General features: G+C 66.8%; 3 protein-coding genes. All 3 read right to left on the bottom strand.

Annotation, left to right across the window (positions count from 1 at the left end; genetic code table 11):
* Positions 1 to 66: 66 nt before the first annotated feature.
* Positions 67 to 996 carry a hypothetical protein gene (locus JNK68_16050; protein MBL8541856.1) on the bottom strand — a complete coding sequence of 310 codons (930 nt, stop codon included), beginning with the start codon at positions 994 to 996 and terminating at the stop codon, positions 67 to 69.
* A gap of 68 nt (positions 997 to 1,064) precedes the next feature.
* On the bottom strand, positions 1,065 to 1,991 hold the full coding sequence (locus JNK68_16045) for a serine acetyltransferase (GenBank protein ID MBL8541855.1): 927 nt from the start codon (positions 1,989 to 1,991) through the stop codon (positions 1,065 to 1,067).
* 20 nt (positions 1,992 to 2,011) lie between these two features.
* Positions 2,012 to 2,995 (bottom strand): cysteine synthase A, encoded by a 984-nt coding sequence (gene cysK / locus JNK68_16040; GenBank protein ID MBL8541854.1) that lies wholly within the window; start codon positions 2,993 to 2,995, stop codon positions 2,012 to 2,014.
* Positions 2,996 to 3,022 lie beyond the last annotated feature (27 nt).

The following is a 3,022-nucleotide window of genomic DNA, read 5'->3' as shown; positions in this document are numbered from 1 at the left end:
ACGCCGGCAGGCACGCCATCGAGTCCCGGCGCCAGGGTGATGCCGGTCACGCCCGGCGCGTCTGGCTTACTTCCGGTAGTCATGCTTGTAATCGTGATACTTGCCGACTTCGACACCCTCGAGCACCGCGATCGCGTCTTCGGTGAGCACGGCGAGCGAGCAGTAGAGCGAGATGAGATACGAGGCGATCGCCTTGCGGCTGATGCCCATGAACTTGACCGACAGTCCCAGGCCCTGCTCGCCCGGCAGTCCGGGTTGATACAGCCCGACCACACCCTGGCGCTGCTCGCCGGTGCGCAGCAGCAGGATGTTGGACTTGCCGCGCTCGATCGCGAGCTTGTTGGTCGGCACTAGAGGCAGGCCGCGCCACGTGAGGAACGGCGAGCCGAACAGGGTGACGGTGGGAGGCGGTACGCCGCGGCGCGTGCACTCGCGTCCGAAAGCGGCAATGGCAGCTGGATGGGCGAGGAAGAACGCGGGCTCCTTCCACACGCGGGTCAGCAACTCGTCGAGATCGTCCGGCGTCGGCGCGCCGCTGAGCGGCTTGACGCGCTGGTCCGGGACGATGTTGTTCAGCAGGCCGTATTCCTTGTTATTGATGAGCTCGTCTTCCTGCCGCTCCTTGATGGTCTCGATGGCAAGCCGCAGTTGCTGCTGGATCTGATCGTGCGGGCTGCTGTAGAGATCGGACACCCGCGTGTGCACATCCACCACCGTGGTGACTGCACTCAGGAAATACTCGCGCGGATTCTCCTCGTAGTCGACGAAAGTCTCGGGCAGATCGCGTTCGTCGCGCTGCGAACACGCGGTCAGCACGCGCGAGGCGTCCTTCACCTTGTTGAGTCGATAGATACCCGCCTCGACGCCGATCCAGGGCAGCAGATGCACCAGCCACCGCGGCGAGATGGTGACAAGCTGCGGGACGGTCTTGGTGGAATTCGCGAGCTGCCGTGCCGCCGCATCGCCGAGTGCAAGGTGAACCTGCTTTTCCGCCATTTACTTCTCCTCAGAGTTGAAAGATTTTTCCTGCGGGAACTGCGCGGCCGCCGGTGAGGGCCGGGAGATCAGATGCCGGCGCCGCCCTCGAACAAATCGTTGCGCACCTGCGCCTGGGTGACGTTGCTGCCGGGCGGGACGCTGCGGGTGAGCCAGACGTTGCCGCCAATGGTCGAGCCGCGCCCGATGGTGACCCGGCCCAGAATCGTGGCGCCGGCGTAGATGACGACGTCGTCCTCGACGATCGGGTGGCGCGCCGCGCCCTTGACGAGCGTACCGTCTTCGCCGACTTCGAAGCGCTTCGCACCGAGGGTGACCGCCTGATACAGGCGCACGTGCCGGCCGATCACCGTGGTCTCGCCGATGACCACGCCGGTGCCGTGATCGATGAAGAAGCTCTCGCCGATCCTCGCGCCCGGGTGGATGTCGATGCCGGTGGCGGAATGCGCGATCTCCGCGACCATGCGTGCGATCAGCGGCACGCGGAGGAGGTTGAGTTCGTGCGCGAGCCGGTGGTGCGTGATGGCGGTGATGCCCGGATAACAGACCAGCACTTCGTCGACGCTGCGCGCCGCCGGGTCGCCCTCGTAGGCGGCGATGATGTCGGTATCGAGCAAGGCACGCACGGTCGGGAGCGTCGACGCAAACGCGCGCACGATCTCCACCGCCCGCTCGCGATCGGCGTGGGCGATGTGCTCTTCCCCTGATGCGAACTGCAGTTCGCGGTTCACCTGCTCGTGCAGTCCGCGCAGCGCGACATCGAGGGTGTGGCCGACGTAGTAGTCCACGCCTTCCTCGCCGAGCCCGGGATGCCCCAGACGATTCGGGAACATCGCAGCGGCGAGCCCCTCGATGACGGCGATCAGCACCTTGCGCGACGGCAGCTTGGGCGGCCGGTCCCGCCGCTGCCGGCTCTCCAGCGATAGCACGCGCAGCTCGCGCAGGTCGGATACGATCCCGTCGATGTTCCAGCGCGTGCTTTGCGGTCCTGTCACTGCACTCACTCAGGCTGCCCTCACGCGGCGACGCCGAGCCCGGTGGCATCGAACACGCCATCGAAGAGCACGGTGCTCAGATAGCGCTCGCCCGAGTCCGGCAGGATGACGACGATGGTCTTGCCCGCGTGCTCGGAACGCTGCGCGACGCGCACCGCCGCCGCCACCGCCGCGCCGCAGGAAATTCCGGAGAGGATCCCCTCCTCGCGCGCCAGCCGCTGCGCGTAGTGGATCGCCTCCTCGTTGGTGACCTGCTGCACCTCGTCGACCAGCGACAGGTCGAGCACGTCCGGAACGAAGCCCGCGCCGATGCCCTGGATCTTGTGCGGGGCCGGCTTGATCGGCTCGCCCGCGCGACGCTGGGTGAGCACCGGACTCGCCGCCGGCTCGACCGCCACGGAGCGGATGGGCTTGCCGCGGGTCTGCTTGATGTAGCGCGACACACCCGTGATGGTGCCGCCCGTGCCTACGCCCGACACGAAGATGTCGACGGCTCCGTCGGTGTCGTCCCAGATTTCCGGACCCGTCGTCTGCTCGTGGATGGCCGGGTTGGCGGGGTTCTTGAACTGCTGCAGCAGCACGTAGCGCTCGGGATCGGACGCAGCGATCTCTTCGGCGCGCGCGACCGCACCGCTCATGCCGCGCGAGCCCTCCGTCAGCACCAGTTTCGCGCCATAGGCGATCAGCAGCTTGCGCCGCTCCAGACTCATGGTCTCCGGCATCGTCAGCGTGAGCGGCGTGCCGCGCGCCGCCGCGACGAATGCGAGTGCGATGCCGGTGTTCCCGCTGGTGGGCTCCACGATCTCCTTGCCCGGGCCGAGCAGGCCCTGACGCTCAGCCTCCCAGATCATCGCCGCACCGATGCGGCACTTTACCGAATATGCGGGGTGGCGTCCCTCGATCTTGGCGAGCACCGTCGCAGGCGCACCGTCGGTGACCCGGTTGAGTCGGACCAGCGGCGTATGCCCGATGGAGTGTGAATTGTCTTCGTACCAGCTTGGCATGATGTTCTCCCGTGAAAGAAGCGAAGA

It is taken from the genome of Betaproteobacteria bacterium (genome assembly GCA_016791345.1).
Taxonomy (GTDB): Bacteria; Pseudomonadota; Gammaproteobacteria; order Burkholderiales; family JAEUMW01; genus JAEUMW01.
Note: the sequence above shows the minus strand (reverse complement) of the source record. Positions and strands in the feature narration are given on the sequence as shown.